This is a genomic window from Serratia oryzae (assembly GCF_001976145.1).
GTDB classification, from domain to species: Bacteria; Pseudomonadota; Gammaproteobacteria; order Enterobacterales; family Enterobacteriaceae; genus Chania; species Chania oryzae.
Genome location: NZ_MOXD01000011.1, coordinates 71228 through 92279 on the forward strand (window position 1 = coordinate 71228; position 21052 = coordinate 92279).

Sequence of the window (21052 nt, forward strand, 5' to 3'; positions counted from 1 at the left end):
ATTAAGGAATTAACACAATGAGTCAGACTACTTTGGTGGCCGTGAACGGCACCCTGATGCGCGGCCTGGAACTGAACGGCAACATGACCGGAGCAGGCGGCGTTTTCGTTCGTGAAGACCAGACCGATGCCCATTATCGGCTGTGGAGCATTAACGATCGCCATCCAGGCATGATCCGGGTGATGGAAGGCGGCGTTTCGGTAGCGCTGGAGATCTGGGAACTGCCGATGGCGTCGTTCGCGACGCTGTTGCTGAGCGAACCGGCTGGGCTGTCGATCGGCAAGGTGAAACTGCAGGACGGCAGCGAAGTGCTGGGCGTGCTGGCAGAGCCTTGGCTGGTGGCAGGGCAGAAAGAAATTACCGAGTGCGGCGGCTGGCGCCAGTATACCGGTGAAACCTTCACCGAATGAGTGGCTAAACCTTCAGGTTATACACCGCCAGCAGCACTGATGTGCGCTGGCGGGACCACCTGACACAAGACTCCATAGGAGTAATCAATGCGTAAAACGGATGAAAGCGTCAGTACCGCGTCCGGCTTCCATATTGCGATGATCTTGCTGGGGATTGCGGTTACCCCGGTGTTGCTCTCTTCCTCCAGCCTTGGCAACCAGCTCTCCCGTTCAGAGCTGATCACCGTGGTGGGATTGGGGGGAATTATTCTGGCGGTGTTGGCCGCCATCACCATCAGCGTGGGTGAAAAAGCGCGTCTGCCGACCTACGGCATTGTGAAGTATCCCTTCGGTGAACGCGGTGCGGTGGCCATTAACATTCTGATGGCGATCAGCCTGTTTGGTTGGATTGCGGTAACCGCCAACATGTTCGGCCATTCGGTGCACGATCTGCTGGCGCAGCGTGGCATGGATCTGCCAACGCCGCTGCTGGTGGCGATTGGGTGCTGTATTTTTGTCGCATCTACCGCGTTTGGCTTTGCCGTGCTGGGTAAAGTGGCGCAGATCGCGGTGCCGATTATCGCACTGGTGCTGTGCTACATCCTGTATGTGGCGATGAACGGCCAGGTTGAACTGGTACAAAGCGTGGGCAGTATGGATACCGGGGTGGCGGTTTCTACCGTGGTGGGGACGATCATTGTACTGGTTGCCACTTTGCCCGACTTCGGCAGCTTCGTGCATAACCGCAAGCATGCGTTGATCGGCGCATTTAGCACCTTTCTGATTGCTTACCCATTGCTGTATTGGGTGGGGGCGACGCCTAGCGCACTGAGCGGGCAGGGATCGCTGCTGGCGGCGATGGCGGCATTCGGTTCGGTATTACCGGCGGCCTTGCTGTTGGTGTTTGCCTGCATCACCGGCAACGCCGGTAATATGTTCCAGGGAACGCTGGTGGTGTCTACGCTGTTAACCCGTTTCCCGAAATGGCAGATCACTCTGGCGCTTGGCGTGCTGTCGGCGATTGTCGGCAGTATGGACATCATGGGCTGGTTTATTCCGTTCTTGCTGTTCCTTGGCATTGCTACCCCACCGGTGGCCGGTATCTATATCGCCGACTTCTTCCTCTATCGCCGCAATGGCTATCAGGAAGGCGTGCTGGCGGCGGAGCCACAGATCAAGCTGCTGACGTTTGTCGCTTGGGCTGCGGGCTCGGCGGTGGGTTTTATGACGGTGAAAGGGATGTTTACCCTGACCACCATTCCTTCGGTGGACTCGATCCTGGTAGCCTGCGTGGGTTATGTGCTGTTAAGCCGGATCGGTACGCAAAAATAATACTCAGGTATAATCGAACATAGTGAATATGCTGCCAGCATGTAAGCTGGCAGTCTCCTCTCAGGCAGCCTCAGGGAATCATTATGTTTATCTCCGACGAAACATTGCGGGTCATCCATCTGGTTGCCAAATACCAGAGCATTACTACCGCTGCCGAACACCTGAACAAAGTCCCTTCCGCGATCAGCTATACGGTGAAAAAGCTTGAGGAGAGCTTTGGCGTTGAGCTCTTTCTGCGCAAAGGCCGCTATATTGAACTCACCCCAGCGGGCGAGTATTTCGTCGAACACAGCAAAACCATTCTTAATGATTTGGATGCGCTACAGCGCAACACGGCCTTGATCCACAGCGGTGTGGAGCAGGAACTGACGATCGCGGTGAACAACATCATCCCTCGTTCAGCGATTGTGGAGTTTGTCTGCGATTTTGAAGCAATGTTTCCCTCTACCCGGCTGACCATTGATACCGAAGTGTATAACGGCTGCTGGGATGCGCTATACGGCAAAAGAGCCAATCTGGTGATTGGTGCTCCGCATGCGGTGCCCAGCACCGAGGGGATTATCAGCGAGTCGATAGGCCACCTGGAATGGGATTTCGTCGTCGGGCCAGAGCATCCGTTGGCGACCCAGGTATTGCCGTTACACAACAACGAGCTGCGGCACTATCCGGCGCTGTGCATCCGCGACACCGCGGTCAACTTTGTGCCGCAGCAGGCCTGGTTACTGGAGGGGCAAAAACCGATGTTTGTGCCTGATTTTGCCACCGCCATTGAGCTTATCCAGCGCAATGTGGGCATTGGTTATGTGCCGCACCATCTGGCTTTGCCGTTGTTGAACGGCGGTTCGTTAGTCAAAAAACCGATGCAGGAACATAAACACGCCACGCAGATCTTTTTGGCGGCCCGTTCTGATGGCATGGGCAAAGTTGGCCGTTGGTGCATGGATTACCTGCTGGCACCTTCGTTCCGTGCCCGGCTGCATGGCCAATGGTAACAGCGTTTATTCCTGAACTTTGCAGACCAGATCATAGGAATATAAGGTGCCTTCAGGCGTCGCCTGAATGAGTTCCATATCCTGATCCAGGCTGCAAAATAAGGCAGCACTGCTGTGAGCCGCTGAGGCATAGGTAATATCAAAGAACAGTGGCGTAGGGTTGTCGGGCTGCTGATTTTTCAGCGTTTTTTTTATCCATTGCTCCATCTCGAGCGTTATCTTTTGCAGATCGTCGTTTTCTTTGAGCAGATAGATATCATAATTTCTGCTCCCCATCATACTCGCCAGCGTATTTTTATATTCCTGCTGCAACGCTTCCGGGATCAGCAGTGATAATTTTTCCGCCGCACGGTAAGTTTGCAAAAATAGGGGCAGGTGCTCCAGCAGAGGGGAGCCCACCACCTGCGGGCAGTAGAGTAGCGGTTTTCTTTTGGCGATCCGGTAAAGGTGCGGCTTTTTGACATGATGTAATGTCATTACCGAAGCAAATAACAGTAACAGCGTCGTAAAAATTAACGGGATAAACCAGATGAAAAAGCTGACCAAATCATTGAACGGATGGGAATAGCGTTCAACATCATCCGGGCGGAAAAAACGCAGCACCATCTTGAAAATCAGCCCTTCATTCAGTGCATCGGTGACCCAGCCGGTGAGCACGATAGCCGATAAGGCATAGCATGACGTTTTAAGATGTTGCAATAATACCGAGCGTTCCATGAACCCTCCCCCCATTAGCGACTATTATCCCTATCCTTCCATCATACCTGATGTCTTTCAAGGTTCAGGGGAGCTGCTACTGGCAGAGGTGCTGGAAAGCCCCACCCGAGCGGGAGGGGCTGAGTCGCGCTTATTTATGCAACTTATGCTGCTGCAGGAACTGTACGCCTTTGTCCGGGAAGTCGGTGAACAGGCCGTCAACGTCTGCATCAATGTAGAAAATTTTCAGCATATCGTTGAAATCCTTAGCGTAGGCAGGAACCTGGCCTGGATCGGCACGGAAGGTGTAAGGGTGGATCTGCAGGCCCTGTTGCTTAGCCTCTTTCGCCAAGGTCGTCAGCTCAATGTGGCCTGGGGTTGAGGTGCTTTTCACAATCATGGGATACCACGGGCCAATGCCATCGGCATATTTAGCCAGCTTGGCAGCCGCACCGGGTTCATACATCCAGTCGTAGCTGTACGGCGTCAGGCTGCCATCCGGGTGGATCACCATCGTTTCGCTGACTTTCTGATCGCCGGTATTGGTGATCAACTGCACCAGTTTGATGTCCATGTTCATCGCGGGCAGCAGCTCTTTCTTCACCCGCTCTAAATCCGGCGCATCAAAGCTCTGCAGGTAAGCTTTGTCGTCTTTTTTGGTGTAACCGTAGGATTTCAGCACTTCCAGCACGGCTTTGGAGATATCTTTGCCTTCGATTTTGTGGAACCAAGGAGCCTTGGTTTCTACATAGATGCCAACATCCTTGCCGGTTGAGTGATTCATCCCCTGAATCATCTCAATCTCATCCTGCAGCGTGTGGATACGGAAGTCAGATTTCCACATGGGGAAACGGTTAGGGAATTTCTGCTGCTGGACACCGTCCTTGACCAAAAACTCTTCGGTGAATTTTAGCGACTGGATCTCGGGCAGGGTGAAATCAATGGCGTAATAGCGGCCATCTTTACGGTGGCGATCGGGGAACTTCTTCGCCACGTCGGTCACGCGATCAAGGAAGTGATCGTGCAAAACGATCAGTTTGTCGTCCTTGGTCATCACCACGTCCTGTTCCAGATAGTCCGCGCCTTGGGCGTAGGCCATCGCTTTGGCTGGCAGCGTGTGTTCCGGCAGGTAGCCGCTGGCACCGCGGTGGGCGATGACCAGTTTATCCTCAGCCTGCGCAACGCTGAGCATTGAAGTGGCGAGAATGATCCCTGTTAGCAGAGCTTTGATTTGAGTCCGCATTCTGTAATCTCCATTTTATAGGCAGAGGTAAGTAAAAAGACCGCAGAGAGCGTAATGCCGGTCAGTTAAACGCAAAACTGCATAATCATGCGCAATGGCTAGAGGAGTCGCCCCCTCTCCCCGTGGGAGAGGGCCGGGGAGAGGGGCTTGTAGTGCGGTGTTCATCCCCTCACCCTAACCCTATCCCCAAGGGAGAGGAGAGGGAACTGGTTAGCCTTAACTGACCGGCATTATGCAGAGAGCGGCCTTTAAATTATGCAAAAGTATTGTGATCGTTAGCCGCGCTTGGCTGCGATGTCAGCGTGATGTTTCTTTTCGCTGATCATGGTCAGCAACAACAGAATAACTGCGCCGATGCTGCCGCCGATCATCACCATAAAGCCGCCGTCCCAACCGAAATAGTCAACGGTGTAACCGACAATGGCGCTGGCGGCGACGGAGCCACCCAGGTAGCCGAACAGGCCGGTGAAGCCCGCCGCTGTACCCGCTGCTTTTTTCGGTGCCAGTTCCAGTGCGTGCAGGCCGATCAGCATGACCGGGCCGTAAATCAGGAAGCCGATAATGATCATACAGGCCATATCAATGCCTGGATTGCCCACCGGGTTCAGCCAGTAAACGATGGTGGCGATGGTGACCAGCGTCATAAAGAACACCCCGGTGGCACCACGGTTGCCTTTGAACACCTTATCCGACATCCAACCACACAGCAGGGTGCCAGGGATACCGGCGTATTCGTACAGGAAGTAGGCCCAGGACGATTTATCCAGCGCGAAGTGTTTGACTTCTTTCAGGTAGGTTGGTGACCAGTCCAGGATGCCGTAACGCAGCAGATAGACGAAAACGTTGGCGATGGCGATATACCACAGCAGTTTGTTAGGGAAAACGTACTGCATGAAGATCTGCTTGGCGGTCAGCTCTTCTTCTGCTTTATCGCTGTAGTCGTCTGGGTAATCGTTTTTGTATTCTTCAATCGGTGGCAGGCCAACAGATTGTGGGGTATCACGCATCAGAGCGAAGGCGATCAGCGCCACCAGGATTGCCCCGAAGGCCGGCATATACAGCGCGGCTTTCCAGTCGTTGAACCACGCCATGCCTAACAGGAACAGCAGCGGTGGCAGACCCCCCCCCACGTTATGCGCACAGTTCCACACCGAAACGATGCCGCCGCGCTCTTTCTGCGACCACCAATGCACCATAGTACGGCCACACGGCGGCCAACCCATACCCTGGAACCAGCCGCACAGGAACAGCAGCACAAACATCACTGCAATACTGGAGGTGGCCCAAGGCACAAAGCCCATAAACAGCATCACTGCTGCCGCGAGGATCAGGCCCGCAGGCAGGAAGACGCGCGGGTTGGAACGGTCGGAAACCGAACCCATGATGAATTTGGAGAAGCCATAAGCGATAGAGATCCCTGATAGCGCAAAGCCCAGGTCACCACGGCTGAAACCCTGATCGATCAGATACGGCATCGCCAGGGTGAAGTTTTTACGCACCAGATAGTAGGCGGCGTAACCGAAGAAGATCCCCATAAAAATTTGCCAGCGCAGCTTACGGTAGAGCGGGTCTACCTTGTCGACCGGCACACGGGAAATGTGTGCGGCTGGCTTAAAAATACTCAACATGAGCGCCTCCGATGGCTTTATCAGTTATTGCATCAGCAGGAAACGGATGTCCTGAAGATGATCGAACAAATATACCCGTCATACTTCAAGTTGCTTGCGTGTTGGCTGCATTACTCGGCTCATAATGGGCCTTGCCCCTTCGGGGCCGCGGCAAGTAGCGTTCAAATCTGCCAAGCAGATTTATCACTTGCCCTAGTAACGATCTTGAGTAAGTTCGTGGGGCTTATGAGCCCTTGGGTGGCTCACTTTGCTGGCCAGCACTTGCTGCCTACAGGCAACTCGAATTATTTTGGGCGTAGCAGAAATCAGTGTTGTCAAATTGTTCCATAACGAGCGTCATCCTAGTCAAAACGCGTGTGTGCCTTTGTGATGGATGGCGCATTTGTTACATTTTTATGAAACGACGGCGAATTCTGCGCGATTAGTTAACATTTTGAAATGAGAAAACACAGGAGTCACGTGATCATGATCACAATCATGGGTTTTTAAGGACATTTTATTTTCGATATTTGTTCGTTATTGTTCCTTATCAAACAAAATCCTTAGTAAGTGTGCATCAATAGGAGGATAACCACGGGCTCAGGGGGCGTGATGAGCAATAACTCACCAGTAACAGAAACGGATGTGATCATTATTGGCGGCGGTGCCACCGGTGCAGGGATTGCCCGTGACTGCGCACGGCGCGGGTTGCGCTGCATTTTGCTGGAGCGGCATGACATTGCCACCGGAGCGACCGGCCGCAATCATGGGCTGTTGCACAGCGGAGCGCGCTATGCGGTAACCGACGGTGAATCGGCCCGCGAGTGTATTGAAGAAAACCGCATACTGAAACGCATTGCCCACCATTGCATTGAACCTAGCGATGGCCTGTTTATTACCCTGCCGCAGGATTCGTTGGCGTATCAGCAACAGTTTATTACTGCCTGCCTGGATGCTGGAATTAATGCCGAAGCGATCGACCCCCAACAGGCACTGCGCTTAGAACCCGCAGCCAATCCTGCGCTGATCGGTGCCGTGCGGGTGCCGGACGGCACCGTCGATCCGTTCCGGCTGACCGCCGCCAATATGTTGGATGCGCGTGAGCACGGTGCGCAGGTGCTCACCTACCATCAGGTGAGCGGTTTGCTGCGTGCAAACGATCGCATCACCGGCGTGCGCGTTTTCGACCATAAAAGCGCTCAACAATACGATATTCATGCGCAGGTGGTGGTGAATGCCGCCGGGATTTGGGGGCAACAGATTGCGGAATATGCCGATCTGCGAGTACGCATGTTCCCGGCTAAAGGGGCGTTGTTGATCCTTGGCCATCGTATTAACAACATGGTGATTAACCGCTGCCGTAAACCGGCAGATGCCGATATTCTGGTGCCAGGAGATACCATCTCGCTGATTGGCACGACTTCGACCCGCATTGATTATGACCAGATCGACGATATGGTCGTCACCCCGCAGGAAGTGGACGTGCTGATCCGTGAGGGTTCGCTGCTTGCCCCCACTCTTGCGCACACCCGCATTCTGCGTGCCTATGCCGGCGTACGGCCGCTGGTGGCGCGTGATGACGATCCTTCCGGGCGTAACGTTAGCCGCGGCATTGTGTTGCTCGATCACGCAGAACGTGACGGGCTGGAAGGCTTCATCACCATTACCGGCGGCAAGCTGATGACTTACCGGCTGATGGCGGAATGGGCGACCGACAAGGTGTGCGCCAAACTGGGGATCAACACGCCTTGTACGACGGCTGAAGTGGCGTTGCCGGGCTCCCGTCAGTCGGCGGAAGAAACGGTGCGCAGCGTGGTGTCGCTGCCAGCGAGCATTCGGGGATCGGCAATCTATCGCCACGGCGATCGTGCCAGCCTGGTGCCGGCCGGCGATCGGCTGGACAATAGCCTGGTGTGTGAGTGTGAGGCGGTGACCGCCGGTGAAGTGCGCTATGCGGTAAATTCCCTGACCGTTAATAACCTGGTCGATTTGCGTCGTCGCACCCGCGTTGGCATGGGCACCTGCCAAGGCGAGCTGTGTGCCTGCCGCGCCGCCGGGTTACTCTCGCACTTTAACGTCACCACGCCGCAGCAATCCATCGCACAGCTTTCTCACTTTCTGAATGAACGCTGGAAGGGCGTGCGCCCGATCGCCTGGGGTGATGCGCTGCGGGCCAGTGAGTTCACCAGTTGGGTTTACCAGGGGTTGTGCGGGCTTGATGCGCGCGGTGACCAGCAGCAGGAGGCGGATGATGCAATTTGATGTAGTGGTGATTGGCGGCGGGCTGGCCGGGCTGAGCTGTGCCATCCGTTTGGCCGAGCAGGGCAAGCGTTGCGCAGTGGTCAGTTCTGGCCAGAGCGCGCTCTATTTTTCTTCCGGCTCGCTCGATCTGCTGGCGCAACTGCCCGATGGCACGGCGGTGGAGTCACCGCTGGCGGCCTTACCGGCGCTAGCCCAGCAGGCTCCGCAACACCCTTACAGCCTACTGGGTGCAGCACGTGTCGCTACGCTGGCAGCAGAAACGGTGCAGTTGCTGGCGCGTTGTGGCATGCAGATGCAGGGCAGCAGCGAGCATAATCATCTGCGCGTTACGCCGCTCGGCACGCGCCGTGCCACCTGGCTCAGCCCGCAGGCTATTCCGACCACTGAGCTTGGCGGCGTTTTGCCGTGGCGCAAGCTTGCGGTGCTGGGCATCGAAGGTTTCCTGGATTTTCAACCGCAGATGGCGGCCAGTTCGTTAGCGGAGGAACAAGGCGTGATGGCCAAGGTCGCTTCGCTGCATTTACCGCTGCTGGATCGGTTGCGTAATAACCCTAGCGAATTTCGTGCGGTGAATATTGCCCGCGTGCTGGACGTGCCAGAGAACCTGGCGGTGCTGACGGAAGAGATACGACGCCAGGCGGGTGAGGCAGAAGCCGTTTTCTTGCCAGCTTGCCTCGGGCTGGAAAGCGATCAGCCGCTGGCTGCGTTGCGTGAGGCGCTCGGTAAACCGGTATTCCTGTTGCCGACGTTGCCCCCTTCAGTGCTCGGTATGCGGCTGCACCAGGCGTTGCGCCAGCGTTTGCAGCAGTTGGGCGGGGTGTTTATGCCGGGGGATACCGTGCTGCGGGCGGATTTTGACGGGCAACGTATCAGCGGCCTGTATACCCGTAACCATACCGATATTCCGCTGCGCGCGCAGCAGGTAGTGTTGGCCAGCGGCAGTTTCTTCAGCAATGGGTTGGTCGCGGAATTTGATGGTATCCGTGAGCCGGTGTTTGGCCTCGACGTGTATAGTCAACCGCAGCGTGAAGACTGGAGCCGCCGCGATTTGTTCGCGCCGCAGCCTTACCTGCAATTTGGCGTGCAGACCGATGCCAGCCTGCGCGCGCTGAAGCAAGGGCAGGCGATCGTCAATCTGTACGCCATCGGTGCCGTGGTCGGCGGTTACGATCCGCTGCAGCAAGGCTGTGGAGCCGGGGTGTCGCTGGTGGGGGCGCTGCACGTGGCGCAACAGATTGCTATGCAGGAGGTTTCGGCATGAGCCTGTTAAAAGACAACAGCTTTGAGAGCTGCATTAAATGCACGGTGTGTACCACCTATTGCCCGGTGGCCAAGGTCAACCCGCTCTATCCGGGGCCGAAGCAGGCCGGGCCGGACGGTGAGCGCCTGCGGCTGAAGGATCCGGCGCTGTATGATGAAGCGCTTAAATATTGCACCAACTGCAAACGTTGCGAAGTGGCGTGCCCATCCGACGTGAAAATCGGTGACATTATCCAGCGCGCCCGAGCCAATTTTAGCCAGAAAAAGCCGACGCTGCGTGACGCCATTCTCAGCCATACCGATATCATGGGCTCGCTGTCGACGCCGTTTGCGCCGATCGTCAATGCCACCACCGGGCTGAAACCGGTGCGAATGCTGCTGGATAAGGCGCTGAAGATCGATCATCGGCGCGAACTGCCAAAATACTCTTTCGGCACCTTCCGCCGTTGGTATCGTCAACAGGCGCAACAGCAGCAGCGTTATAGTGAACAGGTGGCGTTTTTCCACGGTTGCTTTGTTAATTACAACCACCCGCAGCTTGGCAAAGATCTGATCAAGGTTTTCAACGCCATGGAGATTGGCGTGCAACTGCTGAAGCGCGAGAAATGCTGCGGCGTACCGCTGATCGCTAATGGCTTTATGGAACAGGCCAAGAAACAGGCCAAGGTGAACGCCGAATCCTTGCGTGATGCGGTGCTGGAACGCGGTATTCCGGTGGTAGCCACCTCTTCGAGCTGCACCTTTACCCTGCGCGATGAATATCCGCATCTGCTGGAGGTCGATACCTCGGCGGTGCGCGAGCGGGTGGAACTGGCAACGCGCTACCTTTATCGCCTGCTCAGCCAAGGTCGTCGGTTACCGCTGAAGCACACACCGCTGCGCGTGGCTTACCATACGCCGTGCCATATGGAAAAGATGGGGTGGACTGCCTACACGCTGGAGCTGCTGCGGCAGATCCCAAGCCTGGAACTGGTGGTATTGGAGTCGCAATGCTGCGGGATCGCCGGCACTTACGGTTTCAAGTCAGAGAACTATGAAACTTCGCAGGGCATTGGCGCTTCGTTGTTCCGCCAAATTGAAGAGAGCGGGGTGGACCTGGTGATTACCGACTGTGAAACCTGCAAATGGCAGATTGAGATGTCGACCAGCAAGCGCTGCGAGCACCCAATCACGCTGCTGGCGCAGGCGTTGGGGTAGAAATTAAAGGGGCCAGTACAGAAACTGGCCCTGCAAGATTAAGGTTGTAACTTCAACGAACTGATAATGCCTGCGGCTTCGCTTTGCGCCTGCTGTTGGTTATCCGCTGGCAGCGTGACCTGAATTGTCAGCAGCTGGTTATCCAGCTCACCAAGCAGGATCGACGAGTAAGCCTTTTGGCCGCTGCTGGTAATAATGCTATCCAGTTGGTGCAATGAGACCCCGTTGATGTCGATGGCTTTATTGGTGATCACCTGCAGGTTGGCATCGCGTGAGCGTTGTTGCTGCTCCATGTTCTGGGCCAGGGTTTCCAGGCTGTCTGCTGGTTTCTCGCCGAGGATGATGATCAACGCGCGCTGGCCGGTGCTGTCGGCAAAGACGTGGCGGTTATTGGACTGTTGGCTCAGTTTGCTGCTCTGATCCGCCATGCCGTTTGGCAGGGTAAAGGTCAGTTTGCCATTCAGCAAGCTCACCGTCTGGTTGGTTGCGGTACTCGCGCTACCGTTGACCAGCTCTTTGTTGTCTTTGGCACCGTCACAGGCCGCGAGGCCAAGCACTAACAGGCTGATACCCATCAATTTTGCTACTTTACGCATTGGGCTTCCTTATTCCTTCACAGGTAGGGGGTTGTAGCGTATGGCACCGTATTCCAGGCTGAAATGCAAGGCGGATGTTGTCACAAGGTTTTTTTGAACGGGAGCGGGGCAGCCAGGCTACCCCCTTGGCGGCGGATTAACCCAGCTGTAACTGGCCGTCTTGCTGGCGTGATGCCAGGCGTTTGAGCAGCATGTTCAACAGCACGCCGTACATTGGCAGGAAGAACAGCATGCAGATCAGCACTTTGAAGCTGTAATCCACCAGCGCAATTTCCACCCAGTTGGCGGCCATAAAGGCGTCGCTGCTGCGGTAGAAGGCGATGAAGAAGAACGCCAGCGTATCGCTGATGTTGCCAAGGAACATCGCTGCTGCCGGGGCGAGCCACCAGGTGCGGCGCTGACGCAGGCGGTTGAAGACGTACACGTCCAGGATCTGGCCCAGTACGTAGGCCATAAAGCTGGCGACGGCGATGCGTGCCACAAATAGGTTAAAGCTGGCCAGCGCGCCCAGGCCCTGCCATTCCCCCTGAAAAGTGACGGTAGAGATCACATAAGAGATAAACAGCGCGGGGATCATCACGGCGAGGATGATTCTGCGCGCCAGCGGGGCACCGAAGATCCGCACCGTCAGATCGGTCGCCAGGAAGATGAATGGGAAAGTGAACGCCCCCCAGGTGGTTTGGAAACCGAAAATGCTGATCGGCAACTGCACCAGATAGTTACTGGAGGTAATGATGGCAATATGGAACAACGATAGCCAAACCAACGCGGTGGCGCGCTGCTGAGCGGTAAACGAATACATGATGTGACCTTTTTAAGTTGGGGTGAGGGAACCCATATTTAACCGGTGAAGATAGAGCACATTTCTACCTGCGCGGCGCATAATACGCGTTTGCGCAATCAATGCAACTTAAGTTGTGGTTAAATTTCACGCAAACGATAACCTGTGTTGCACAGAAAAACCACTGGCGTAAACTATATGCCAGTGAGATCCGGCGAGCCTTCGCCGATCGTTTTTGATCGAGAACAATGCATGACTGATATCTTTACCCAGGCAGACCAGACGCTCGACGCGTTAGGGTTGCGCTGTCCGGAACCGGTAATGATGGTGCGTAAAACCGTGCGCCATATGGACAACGGTAAAACGTTGCTGATTATTGCCGACGATCCGGCCACTACCCGCGATATTCCGGGTTTTTGCCGCTTTATGGAACACACCTTGGTGGCACAGGAAACCGACCGGGCTCCTTACCGCTATCTGCTGCGCAAAGGGCTGGTGGAGTAACGTCAGGCCCACTTTGGTGAGCCTGACGTGCTGTAAATAACGCTTACGGGCGTTTTTTCAGCAAGCGCAGCGCGTTGGCGGTCACCAGCGCGGTGGCACCGGAGTCTGCCAGCACCGCCAGCCACAAACCGGTCATCCCCAGCAGGGTGGTAACCAGGAAAATCCCTTTCAGCCCGAGCGCGATGGCGATGTTCTGGCGGATGTTCGCGTGCGTGGCGCGTGCAATGTGAATCATCTCGGCTACCCCAACCAGGCGGTTGTGCGTCAGTGCAGCGTCGGCCGTTTCCAGCGCCACATCGGTGCCGCTGCCCATGGCAATGCCGATACTGGCGGCTTTCATTGCGGGCGCATCGTTGATGCCGTCGCCAATCATGGCCGTCTGCTGCTGCTGATTCAGCGCGGTGATGGCCTGCACCTTGTCTTCCGGCATCAGCCCGGCGCGGTAATCAATCCCCAGTTCGTTGGCGATGGCTGCCGCCGCGCGTGGGTTATCCCCGGTAAGCATCACACCGCGAATACCTAACTCTGCCAGCTCGGCAATCGCCTGTCTGGCGTCGTTGCGCAAAGTATCACGCAGTGCCAGCAGGCCGACGGGAACTCCCTCTTCCAGCACCACCACGGCGGTTTTCCCTGCCGTTTCCAGCGTTTCCACCTGGTTACGCCATGTAGGGCTGAGCTGGTTTTCCGCCAGCTTGCCCGGCGCGCTGATCAAAATAGTTTTACCGTTAATCACGCCCTCTACGCCAATCCCCGCCAGCGCCCGGCGGTTTTCTGCCAGCGGCAGTGCCGCGCCGTTTTCCCCCGCGCGGTTGATAATGGCCTGCGCCAGTGGGTGATGCGAGCCAGCTTCCACCGCCGCTGCCAGAGCCAGCAATTGCTGTTCGCTGATGCCATCGGCTGGCAGCACGTCGGTGACGGTGGGTTTGCCCTCGGTCAGCGTGCCTGTTTTATCGAACGCAATGGTTTGTACCCGGCCCAATTGTTCCAGCGCCGCGCCGCCTTTAATCAACGCCCCACGGCGGGTGGCTGCGGCCAGGCCGGAAGTGATCGCAGCCGGGGTCGAGATCACCAGCGCACAAGGGCAACCGATCAGCAGCAGGGTCAGGCCACGGTAGATCCACATCTGCCAAGGTTCGGCGAACATCAGCGGTGGCACCAGGATCACGGCAACCGCCAGCAGCATGATCGCCGGGGTGTAGTAACGGCTAAAGCGATCGAGGAAGCGTTCGATCGGCGCACGGCGCTCTTCGGCTTCTTCAATCAACTGCAAAATACGGTCGATGGCATTTTTGCCCGGTTCAGAGGTCACTTTCATCTGCGCCGCCTGATCGACCGACAAGCTGCCAGCTGCCACTTTTTCCCCTTGTTGGCGTTCAACCGGCACGGATTCACCGGTTAACGCGCTTTCGTCAAAGCTGGCGAACGGGCTGATTAATTCAGCGTCGGCGGGGAGACGGCCACCCGGCGCGATTTCAATCACATCGCCGGGGCGCAGGCTGGCGACCGGCACCTTTTTGCGCGCGTCACCCTGGATCAGCAGAGCATCCTCCGGGACCAGCGCCATCAGGGCTTTCACCCCTTTGCGGGCGCGGTTGGCGGCATAGGATTCCAGCAGTTCGCCCACCATAAACAACAGCAGCACCATGGCGGCCTCGGCCGTAGCGCCGATAAACAGCGCACCGATGGCGGCGACGCTCATCAGGGTTTCGATGGCGAACGGGGTGCCAGAACGGATCAGGCGTATGGCTTTCTGCCCAATCGGTGCCAGGCCGACCAGCGTGGTAATGATAAAGGCGATCTGGCCGAATTGCGGGTTGATGAGATCTAAAATCCAACTGCTCGCCATCAGCAGTGAGAGCAGCAGCAACGGGCCGAACTCGCCCAGGCGGGAGGGGTTGGGTTCGTCGGTTTTGACCGCCACATCCAGCAGGGTAAAACCGGCCTGTTTTACCGCATCCTGCACGTGCCGGCTGATATCGGCCTGGGCATCCACCACCAGTTTTTCTGTGGCAAACAGCACGCGTGCGCTTGCGACACCGGGAATGGTAATGACGGCATTTTCAATCTTTTTGGCACAGCTTGGGCAGTCCATGCCGGTGACTTTCCAACTGAAACGCTGGCTGCCGGAAGGGGGAGCGGCAGCTAGCCTGTCGCTTTCCTCATCCGGGTCTTCGTGCCCGCTGCTGCAACCGCTGGCACCGTGCTCATGGGCATGTTGGTGGGAATGGGTGTGATTTTCTGCCCCGGTGGTTTTTACACTGCTGCAACCGTGCTGGGTTTGCGCGTGACGATTGCCGCAACCGCAGCCGCTCTCGGTATGGCTATGTTCCTGATGATGTTCTTTATGAGTATGCATAACGCCCCCTTCAGGCAATTAACGGTGTTCACACTATTAACTCTACACCTTGGAGCTGACTCCAGAGTCAAGCCTCATATGAGAATTATTGCTAATTGAAAGGGACGCTGCGCCGCTCTTGATGGATAAAAAATATAAATGCGTGTTAATTAATGATCATTAAAGAAAATATATTCAATAAAATTTATTATTTTTGAGTAAGGTGCCAGCATAACTCTCTTGTCTCTGCATGCCGCATCAGGATTGAAGTTTACAGCCAGTATTACGTCATTAAACTGCCTTAACTGTGTTTTTATTTGAAAAAATCAGAATTATTAACTTATATTTATTATATAAATAGTTAATTATTTTTAACTGCACGCGAGACCCCTGCCTATACTTGGAAACGATTGCTATTTGAGATGGCGATCTTATTTACCGATCTATCCGCGTAATTCTACCTGAGTCACTGCCAGCAATGGCGCATAAACTCCCTCTCACCAGTTCATGGTGCGTGCACCTGACTGGTGGGTTGGTTATGTCTATCTGTCTGATTTTTAATAATTCAGATAATAAGTGGAATCGAACCAATGCAATCGACGAAAGAAATAATTGAAGTCTCTGGATCCAGTTTGTCGGCTATCACCGGTTATGGCGCCGTTGAGGCTTTACTGCATTATCATGAGCGAGGTAACGGGATCCAGATTAATGGCAAGGATTCATTTTCTACCGAGCAAGCGGGGCTATTCATTACTCGTACTAATCAAACCTGGAATGGTAAAGGGGTTTTTGACCAACCGGTTAAATTAACCTTCTCATTCCCAGATTATAAATTCTCCAGCACCAACGCAGCGGGGGATACCGGGCTCAGCAAGTTCAACGTTGAGCAGCAACAGCAGGCGAAGCTGTCGCTGCAATCCTGGGCCGATGTTGCCAATATTACCTTTAGCGAAGTGGCCGCTACGCAGAAAGCCAATATCACCTTCGGTAACTACAGCCAGGACCAACCCGGGCATGATGATTACGCAACCCAGGCCTACGCCTTCCTGCCGGGCTCGATTTATCAGGGAAAGGATCTCTCCGGCCAGACTTGGTACAACATCAACCAGTACGATGTGAAACATCCGGCCAGTGAAGAGTACGGCCGCCAGACGTTGACCCATGAAATCGGCCACGCGTTGGGCTTGAGCCATCCGGGTGACTACAACGCCGGTCAGGGTAACCCAACCTACCAAAACGCCACCTATGCCGAAGATACCCGTCAATTCAGCTTGATGAGCTACTGGAGCGAAACCAAGACGGGGGGAGATAACGGCGGCCACTACGCGGCGGCACCGCTGATCGACGATATTTCCGCGATCCAGCATCTGTATGGGGCCAATATGACCACCCGTACCGGGGATACCGTGTATGGTTTTAATTCCAACACCGATCGTGATTTCCTCAGCACCAGCAGCAACGAACAGAAAGTGATCTTCGCCGCCTGGGATGCGGGTGGTAACGATACCTTTGATTTTTCAGGGTATACCGCTGATCAGCGCATCAATCTGAATGAAAAATCTTTTTCTGATGTCGGCGGGCTCAAGGGCAACGTGGCGATAGCCGCCGGTGTCACCATTGAAAACGCCATTGGGGGCTCAGGCGACGATGTGATCGTGGGCAATGCGGTCAATAACGTGCTGTTTGGTGGCGCTGGAAACGACATACTGGCCGGTGGCGATGGTAACGATCGCCTGTGGGGGGATGACGGTAACGACATCCTGTTTGGCGGCAATGGGCACGATCAACTGCTCGGTGGCGCAGGAGATGACATTTTGTACGGCGGCGCGGGTGCCGATCAGCTGTTTGGCGGCGAAGGTAAGGATATCTTTGTGTTCAATGCCGCCAGCGATTCAACGCCTGATTTTGCCGATTGCATCTACGATTTTGAGAGCGGCAGCGATAAGATCGACCTGTCGTTCTTTAATCAGGGCGCGCAGGGCAAGGATTTCATCCACTTTGTCGATCGCTTGAGCGGTAATGCGGGTGAAGCATTGCTGACTTATGATGCCGCCAGTAATCAGAGTCAGTTGGCGCTGAACCTTGGCGGCTATCAGACCCCCGATTTCTTGTTGAAGATCGTTGGCCAGGTGGATATGACGGCAGACTTTATCGTTTAGCAGGAAGGTAGGGGCCGCCTGTGCAGCCCCTACTTGCAGGAGAATCAGATGAGTAGCAGGTTAACGCGTGCCGCGATGATCGCGGTGGGCATCACAGTGATGGGAGCAGCGATGGCCAGCAGTTTAGTTCTTCCTACCGCGCAGTCATTGGCGGGCCAGTGGCAGGTTGCCGACGGCCAGCAGCAATGTCGGGTGGAGTTTCTCGTCAGCGAGCAACAGGGTACCAATGGTTATGAGCTGCGGGATCGCGAGCAGTGTTTGAAAAACCTGTTTGCCGCTGAGGTGGTTGGCTGGCGGCCAGCGCCCGATGGCATCGCACTGTTGCAGGCTGATGGCAGCACCTGGGTGTTTTTCTCACGCGAGGGGGAGGTTTATACGGGGGCGGGGGTGACGTTAAAGGCACTGTAATGGGCAGAACGGGTTCGGCGAACCGAACCCGTTGCAGGCATTACAGATACAGCGAACGGACGATCAGGAAATGGCCGACGAAGTAACAGAAGGCCACAATCCCGTCTGCGGCATGAAAAGTAAAACGGTAGCGGTTGAGAAGCCACACGATGTTAGCCAGCAGCAGCAGCGATGCCCCCGCCAGCAGCGAGAAGCTTAAATCGGTACTGCGCAGGAAATACTGTTCACCGGCCAGCCATACCATCAGCAGCGCCATGGCCACCAGTGTGGCGATCGGCCAGCGCATCTCTTCCAGCCGGCTCCAAATGGTTGCCAGCAGTGCTGCCCCGATGATGAGCAGCGCCAGAGGCAACGGCCAGAAAAGGCTGAAGGTCATCTGGCTGGCAAAGCTCAGGGTATAAAGTAAGTGCGAGAGGAAGAACGCACCGATGGCATACAGCACGCGTTCGCGCGGCAGCAGCAGCAGGGCGTCACCCACCAGCGTGGCTAACAGGCCCAGGACGATCAGATAGCCGGTAGCACCCAGCACCGGTGCCTGCCAGGCCAACAGCAGCATCAGCAGCAGCGTGACCGGTTTAAATACCCAGCGTTGCCAGCGCAGACCGCGGTAGGAGGCGTCGACGAACAGCCAACCGGAGAAAAATACGGCAAGGAACGGCCAACTCATTTTGTCTTCCTTATTTATTATGGGAGCTGCAGTAACCAACTCCGGGTTGTCACTCATGTCACTTCTTCAGTTTAGGCAGCGCGCGTAAGTTAAACAACGCTTTCTTCATCATGCAGGGTATCGGGTTACTTCTTCTTGATCGGCGGCTGTTTTTTCTGCCAGGCCAGCAGTTCAAAGACGCCAAAAATAAAGATTTTGGCCTGCTGCCCACGGCTGATGGGCTGGTCTTTCGGCTGGGTGGATTTCAGTAATACCAGTTGCAGCCCGTGCATGACCACCATAAAAAACAGCGCCACATCGATAAAGTACTTCAGCGGTTTGGGGTACGGTGCGAACAGGTTGGTGAGCAGAAAGCCCCATACGCACAGCATCAGCAAGCGGCCCAGATTAATCAGCATGTTCGGTTTTCTCATCAGTGGAACGGATATAAAGACGGTAAGCCACCTGACCGGCGACTTTCTCGCGGTGCAGCGTCCAGGTGGCGGGAACGTCAGCGGCGGCGCTTTCGGCTTCGGCTTCGACATAGATCCACGCCTCATCCGCCAGCCAACCACCTTGTTCTAATAGTATAACGGTTTCAGCCAGCAACCCTTGGCGAAATGGCGGATCGAGAAACACCACGTCAAAAGGTTGCCCATTGCCCGCAAGCCAGTGCAGTGCGTTGGTATTGATCACCTGCCCTGCGCCCTGCAGCAACGCCAGGTTTTTCTCCAACTGTTGTGCCACTGGCCGCTCATATTCCAGCAGCGTGGCGCTGGCGGCGTAGCGTGACAGTGCTTCCAGCCCTAACGCACCGCTGCCGGCGAAGCAATCCAGGCAACGAGCGCCGCGGATCACCGGTGCCAGCCAGTTGAACAGCGTTTCACGCACGCGATCGGTGGTTGGCCGCAGCCCTTGGCTGTTGGGGACCGGCAGCTTACGCCCGCGCCACTGGCCGCCGATAATGCGGATCTGGCCGGCAGGGGCCGATGGCGTTTTTTTAGCTGGGCTGCGTGAAGATAGTTTTGCCATAAAGAGTATTGATACGCTTCGGAGTTAACGAAAAGTGACCACCATTCTACCGGTGCGGCGCGCCGGGGGAAACGCTAAAACACGGTTGCGTTGGAAAGCGTGCCCGATGCGTGTTGCTGTGTGAGGGAAAGTGATAGACTCGGCGGATTAATTTTCGCATTGGCAAGTTAACTACCCAATGTGCTTGGTACGGCCAGCAACGCTGCGGTTTCAAGTCATCAGGGTATATGGGTATGGAGTAGGGGCAATAGATGGCAAAAGATAAGAAACGTGGTTTTTTCTCCTGGCTGGGCTTCGGCCAACAGGAAGAGAATCAGCAGCAACCTGAGCCAGCGGCAGAACAAGGGGAACATCAGGCGACAGACACAGTGGTTGCCCCTAAACTGGACGACAAACTCCCCGCTCAGGAATTCGCACCCGCCGAATCCAAAGATACCCCAGGGGAGTGGGATGCCAGCCTGAACGGCGAGCCAATCGCTGAAAACATCCCGGTGCTGGTTGAGCACAGTGTGGTGGTGGAACAACCAGCTGAAGAGATCGACCCCCTGATTGAACCGGTGGCTGAGGTGGTTGAACCTGAGCCACAGCCTGCACCCGAGCCGCTGGCCACAACGGTAGAGATTGAAACCCCGGCAGATATCCCCGAACTGCAGGCCCCTGCGGTGACACAGGAGCAGGAACGGCCGAGCAAGGAAGGCTTCTTCGCTCGTCTGAAACGCAGCCTGCTAAAAACCAAACAGAATTTGGGCTCTGGTTTTATCGGCCTGTTCCGTGGCAAAAAGATTGATGACGATCTGTTCGAAGAGTTGGAAGAACAACTGCTGATTGCCGACGTCGGCGTGGAAACCACGCGTAAAATCATTGAATCCCTCACCCAGCATGCCAGCCGCAAGCAGTTGAAAGATGCCGAGGCGCTGTACGGCAAGCTGAAAGAAGAGATGTCGGGCATTCTGGCGAAGGTGGATCAGCCGCTGGATGTCAGTGGCAAAACGCCGTTTGTGATCCTGATGGTGGGGGTTAACGGCGTGGGTAAAACCACGACTATCGGTAAACTGGCGCGCCAGTTCCAGGCTGAAGGGAAGTCGGTGATGCTGGCGGCTGGGGATACCTTCCGCGCCGCCGCGGTCGAGCAGCTGCAGGTGTGGGGGGAGCGTAACCGTATTCCGGTGGTGGCCCAGCATACCGGGGCTGATTCTGCCTCGGTGATCTTCGACGCCGTCCAGGCCGCTAAGGCGCGTAATATCGACGTCCTGATCGCCGATACCGCTGGCCGTTTGCAGAACAAAGCGCACCTGATGGAAGAGCTGAAGAAGATCGTGCGCGTCATGAAAAAACTGGACGAGCAGGCCCCCCATGAGGTTATGCTGACTCTGGATGCCAGCACCGGGCAGAATGCGGTCAGCCAGGCGAAGTTGTTTAATGAAGCCGTGGGCTTAACCGGCATCACGCTGACTAAACTGGATGGTACCGCCAAAGGCGGGGTGATTTTCTCTATCGCCGATCAGTTTACTATCCCGATTCGCTATATCGGCGTAGGTGAAGGCATTGAAGATTTGCGGCCGTTTAAGGCCGACGATTTTATTGAGGCACTTTTTGCCCGAGAGGATTAATAC

The 21052-nt window shown here is 55.7% G+C and carries 19 protein-coding genes; 10 read left to right on the plus strand and 9 right to left on the minus strand.

Annotated features, from left to right (window positions below):
* Nucleotides 1-17 precede the first annotated feature (17 nt).
* The 3 genes from BMI79_RS18325 (at nucleotide 18) to BMI79_RS18335 (ending at nucleotide 2713) form a co-directional block, all read left to right on the plus strand.
* The gene (locus BMI79_RS18325) at nucleotides 18-410 is read left to right on the plus strand and encodes an allophanate hydrolase-related protein (RefSeq protein WP_037403674.1); all 393 of its coding nucleotides are present in this window, start codon (nucleotides 18-20) and stop codon (nucleotides 408-410) included.
* 87 nt (nucleotides 411-497) lie between these two features.
* Nucleotides 498-1721: a cytosine permease gene (locus BMI79_RS18330; protein WP_076943538.1), complete on the plus strand. Its 1224-nt coding sequence runs from the start codon at nucleotides 498-500 to the stop codon at nucleotides 1719-1721.
* 83 nt (nucleotides 1722-1804) lie between these two features.
* The gene (locus BMI79_RS18335) at nucleotides 1805-2713 is read left to right on the plus strand and encodes a LysR substrate-binding domain-containing protein (RefSeq protein ID WP_076943539.1); all 909 of its coding nucleotides are present in this window, start codon (nucleotides 1805-1807) and stop codon (nucleotides 2711-2713) included.
* A 6-nt stretch (nucleotides 2714-2719) separates the two neighbouring features.
* Here BMI79_RS18335 and BMI79_RS18340 read toward each other — a convergent pair whose 3' ends face one another.
* The 3 genes from BMI79_RS18340 to glpT all read right to left on the minus strand — a co-directional run bounded on the left by BMI79_RS18340 (nucleotide 2720) and on the right by glpT (nucleotide 6280).
* Nucleotides 2720-3430: a hypothetical protein gene (locus BMI79_RS18340; protein ID WP_076943540.1), complete on the minus strand. Its 711-nt coding sequence runs from the start codon at nucleotides 3428-3430 to the stop codon at nucleotides 2720-2722.
* Between the two features lie 130 nt (nucleotides 3431-3560).
* Nucleotides 3561-4652: a glycerophosphodiester phosphodiesterase gene (gene glpQ, locus BMI79_RS18345; protein ID WP_076943541.1), complete on the minus strand. Its 1092-nt coding sequence runs from the start codon at nucleotides 4650-4652 to the stop codon at nucleotides 3561-3563.
* Between the two features lie 275 nt (nucleotides 4653-4927).
* On the minus strand, nucleotides 4928-6280 hold the full coding sequence (glpT, locus tag BMI79_RS18350; RefSeq protein WP_076943542.1) for a glycerol-3-phosphate transporter: 1353 nt from the start codon (nucleotides 6278-6280) through the stop codon (nucleotides 4928-4930).
* 591 nt (nucleotides 6281-6871) lie between these two features.
* Between glpT and glpA the strand changes: the two genes are divergently transcribed.
* Genes glpA through glpC form a run of 3 tightly spaced genes read left to right on the plus strand, consistent with a single transcriptional unit; the run spans nucleotide 6872 to nucleotide 10978 of the window.
* On the plus strand, nucleotides 6872-8521 hold the full coding sequence (glpA, locus tag BMI79_RS18355) for an anaerobic glycerol-3-phosphate dehydrogenase subunit A (protein ID WP_076943543.1): 1650 nt from the start codon (nucleotides 6872-6874) through the stop codon (nucleotides 8519-8521).
* Nucleotides 8511-9782, plus strand: a complete 1272-nt coding sequence (glpB, locus tag BMI79_RS18360; RefSeq protein WP_076943544.1) for a glycerol-3-phosphate dehydrogenase subunit GlpB — start codon at nucleotides 8511-8513, stop codon at nucleotides 9780-9782. Before glpA ends, glpB begins: the two co-directional genes overlap by 11 nt.
* Complete coding sequence (gene glpC / locus BMI79_RS18365; protein ID WP_076943545.1) at nucleotides 9779-10978, plus strand: anaerobic glycerol-3-phosphate dehydrogenase subunit GlpC; 1200 nt, start codon at nucleotides 9779-9781, stop codon at nucleotides 10976-10978. The genes glpB and glpC overlap by 4 nt, the downstream gene beginning before the upstream one ends.
* A gap of 38 nt (nucleotides 10979-11016) precedes the next feature.
* On the opposite strand, the gene BMI79_RS18370 is transcribed toward glpC, so the two are convergent.
* The gene (locus BMI79_RS18370; protein WP_076943546.1) at nucleotides 11017-11574 is read right to left on the minus strand and encodes a DcrB family lipoprotein; all 558 of its coding nucleotides are present in this window, start codon (nucleotides 11572-11574) and stop codon (nucleotides 11017-11019) included.
* A 136-nt stretch (nucleotides 11575-11710) separates the two neighbouring features.
* Complete coding sequence (locus BMI79_RS18375) at nucleotides 11711-12376, minus strand: 7-cyano-7-deazaguanine/7-aminomethyl-7-deazaguanine transporter (RefSeq protein ID WP_076943547.1); 666 nt, start codon at nucleotides 12374-12376, stop codon at nucleotides 11711-11713.
* 231 nt (nucleotides 12377-12607) lie between these two features.
* Here BMI79_RS18375 and tusA point away from each other — a divergent pair, with 231 nt between their 5' ends.
* Entirely contained in the window at nucleotides 12608-12859 is a 252-nt protein-coding gene (gene tusA, locus BMI79_RS18380) for a sulfurtransferase TusA (protein ID WP_076943611.1), read from the plus strand.
* Between the two features lie 43 nt (nucleotides 12860-12902).
* On the opposite strand, the gene BMI79_RS18385 is transcribed toward tusA, so the two are convergent.
* Nucleotides 12903-15215, minus strand: a complete 2313-nt coding sequence (locus BMI79_RS18385; protein ID WP_076943548.1) for a zinc/cadmium/mercury/lead-transporting ATPase — start codon at nucleotides 15213-15215, stop codon at nucleotides 12903-12905.
* A 569-nt stretch (nucleotides 15216-15784) separates the two neighbouring features.
* Here BMI79_RS18385 and BMI79_RS18390 point away from each other — a divergent pair.
* On the plus strand, nucleotides 15785-17353 hold the full coding sequence (locus BMI79_RS18390) for a serralysin family metalloprotease (RefSeq protein ID WP_076943549.1): 1569 nt from the start codon (nucleotides 15785-15787) through the stop codon (nucleotides 17351-17353).
* Nucleotides 17354-17401: 48 nt separating this feature from the next.
* Nucleotides 17402-17761: an AprI/Inh family metalloprotease inhibitor gene (locus BMI79_RS18395; RefSeq protein WP_076943550.1), complete on the plus strand. Its 360-nt coding sequence runs from the start codon at nucleotides 17402-17404 to the stop codon at nucleotides 17759-17761.
* A gap of 40 nt (nucleotides 17762-17801) precedes the next feature.
* Here BMI79_RS18395 and BMI79_RS18400 read toward each other — a convergent pair whose 3' ends face one another.
* The 3 genes from BMI79_RS18400 to rsmD form a co-directional block, all read right to left on the minus strand.
* A complete protein-coding gene (locus BMI79_RS18400) occupies nucleotides 17802-18428 on the minus strand; it encodes a lysoplasmalogenase (RefSeq protein ID WP_076943551.1) in 627 nt (208 codons plus the stop codon).
* A 125-nt stretch (nucleotides 18429-18553) separates the two neighbouring features.
* On the minus strand, nucleotides 18554-18826 hold the full coding sequence (locus tag BMI79_RS18405; protein WP_076943552.1) for a DUF1145 family protein: 273 nt from the start codon (nucleotides 18824-18826) through the stop codon (nucleotides 18554-18556).
* Entirely contained in the window at nucleotides 18816-19439 is a 624-nt protein-coding gene (rsmD, locus tag BMI79_RS18410; RefSeq protein ID WP_076943553.1) for a 16S rRNA (guanine(966)-N(2))-methyltransferase, read from the minus strand. Before rsmD ends, BMI79_RS18405 begins: the two co-directional genes overlap by 11 nt.
* 251 nt (nucleotides 19440-19690) lie before the next feature.
* On the opposite strand from rsmD, the gene ftsY reads away from it, so the two are divergent.
* The gene (ftsY, locus tag BMI79_RS18415) at nucleotides 19691-21049 is read left to right on the plus strand and encodes a signal recognition particle-docking protein FtsY (RefSeq protein ID WP_076943554.1); all 1359 of its coding nucleotides are present in this window, start codon (nucleotides 19691-19693) and stop codon (nucleotides 21047-21049) included.
* Nucleotides 21050-21052 lie beyond the last annotated feature (3 nt).

Coding starts and splice junctions, on each gene's coding strand:
- BMI79_RS18395 (WP_076943550.1), top strand. CDS start 17,402: ATGAGTAGCAGGTTAACGCGTGCCGCGATGATCGCGGTGGGCATCACA.
- tusA (WP_076943611.1), top strand. CDS start 12,608: ATGACTGATATCTTTACCCAGGCAGACCAGACGCTCGACGCGTTAGGG.
- BMI79_RS18330 (WP_076943538.1), top strand. CDS start 498: ATGCGTAAAACGGATGAAAGCGTCAGTACCGCGTCCGGCTTCCATATT.
- BMI79_RS18370 (WP_076943546.1), bottom strand. CDS start 11,574: ATGCGTAAAGTAGCAAAATTGATGGGTATCAGCCTGTTAGTGCTTGGC.
- glpA (WP_076943543.1), top strand. CDS start 6,872: ATGAGCAATAACTCACCAGTAACAGAAACGGATGTGATCATTATTGGC.
- glpB (WP_076943544.1), top strand. CDS start 8,511: ATGCAATTTGATGTAGTGGTGATTGGCGGCGGGCTGGCCGGGCTGAGC.
- glpC (WP_076943545.1), top strand. CDS start 9,779: ATGAGCCTGTTAAAAGACAACAGCTTTGAGAGCTGCATTAAATGCACG.
- BMI79_RS18390 (WP_076943549.1), top strand. CDS start 15,785: ATGCAATCGACGAAAGAAATAATTGAAGTCTCTGGATCCAGTTTGTCG.
- BMI79_RS18405 (WP_076943552.1), bottom strand. CDS start 18,826: ATGCTGATTAATCTGGGCCGCTTGCTGATGCTGTGCGTATGGGGCTTT.
- rsmD (WP_076943553.1), bottom strand. CDS start 19,439: ATGGCAAAACTATCTTCACGCAGCCCAGCTAAAAAAACGCCATCGGCC.
- BMI79_RS18385 (WP_076943548.1), bottom strand. CDS start 15,215: ATGCATACTCATAAAGAACATCATCAGGAACATAGCCATACCGAGAGC.
- BMI79_RS18325 (WP_037403674.1), top strand. CDS start 18: ATGAGTCAGACTACTTTGGTGGCCGTGAACGGCACCCTGATGCGCGGC.
- BMI79_RS18375 (WP_076943547.1), bottom strand. CDS start 12,376: ATGTATTCGTTTACCGCTCAGCAGCGCGCCACCGCGTTGGTTTGGCTA.
- glpQ (WP_076943541.1), bottom strand. CDS start 4,652: ATGCGGACTCAAATCAAAGCTCTGCTAACAGGGATCATTCTCGCCACT.
- glpT (WP_076943542.1), bottom strand. CDS start 6,280: ATGTTGAGTATTTTTAAGCCAGCCGCACACATTTCCCGTGTGCCGGTC.
- BMI79_RS18340 (WP_076943540.1), bottom strand. CDS start 3,430: ATGGAACGCTCGGTATTATTGCAACATCTTAAAACGTCATGCTATGCC.
- BMI79_RS18335 (WP_076943539.1), top strand. CDS start 1,805: ATGTTTATCTCCGACGAAACATTGCGGGTCATCCATCTGGTTGCCAAA.
- ftsY (WP_076943554.1), top strand. CDS start 19,691: ATGGCAAAAGATAAGAAACGTGGTTTTTTCTCCTGGCTGGGCTTCGGC.
- BMI79_RS18400 (WP_076943551.1), bottom strand. CDS start 18,428: ATGAGTTGGCCGTTCCTTGCCGTATTTTTCTCCGGTTGGCTGTTCGTC.